Below are 565 nucleotides of genomic sequence, written 5' to 3'. Positions count from 1 at the left end.
CGCGAGGCGTTCGACCGCAACGCCGCCGACCCGGTCGTGATAGCGAACCCGGACGACCGCGGCGGGATCGCGGTCGACGCGGTCGCGCCGGACGCGACCGTGGAGACGACGGTGATCGTCGTCCAGCTGCGTGACTTGTTACGGACGTACGAGCGGGCCGAACGCGAGTCGCGCGCCGAGGCGCTCTCGGAGACGCCGCTCGCCCTGCCCGAAGGCGGCGGAACGAGCCCGTACCTCACGTTCACGTACACGGTGCTGATCCCGGTGTTGGTGTTCCTCCCGGTGTTCATCTCCGGGTCGCTCGTCGTCGACTCGATCACGGAGGAGATCGACGAGGGAACCATGGAGCTGCTCCGGGTCGCGCCCGTGACGGTCGGCGAGATCCTCGACGGCAAGGCGCTGGCGGCAGTCGCGATCGCGCCCGGCCAGGCGCTGTTGTGGCTGTTGTTGCTCGAAGCGAACGGCACGCCCGTCGCCAACGTGGGGACGATACTCGCGTTGATGACCGCGCTGACGACGCTCGTCGTCGCCGTCGCCGTCGGGCTCGCCGCGCTCGCGCCCGACC

At 70.4% G+C, this 565-nt stretch carries 1 protein-coding gene; it reads left to right on the top strand.

Features of this window, described 5'->3' with window-relative positions; genetic code table 11:
* Positions 1 to 565, top strand: a 565-nt coding sequence (locus ACFQEU_RS17700) for an ABC transporter permease (protein ID WP_379784281.1), incomplete at both ends; no start/stop codon positions are given.

Source organism: Halorubrum tibetense, assembly GCF_042661865.1.
In the GTDB taxonomy this organism is placed as follows: domain Archaea; phylum Halobacteriota; class Halobacteria; order Halobacteriales; family Haloferacaceae; genus Halorubrum; species Halorubrum tibetense.
The sequence above is the reverse complement of the archived record's forward strand: the minus strand, read 5'-3'. Positions and strand labels throughout refer to the sequence as shown.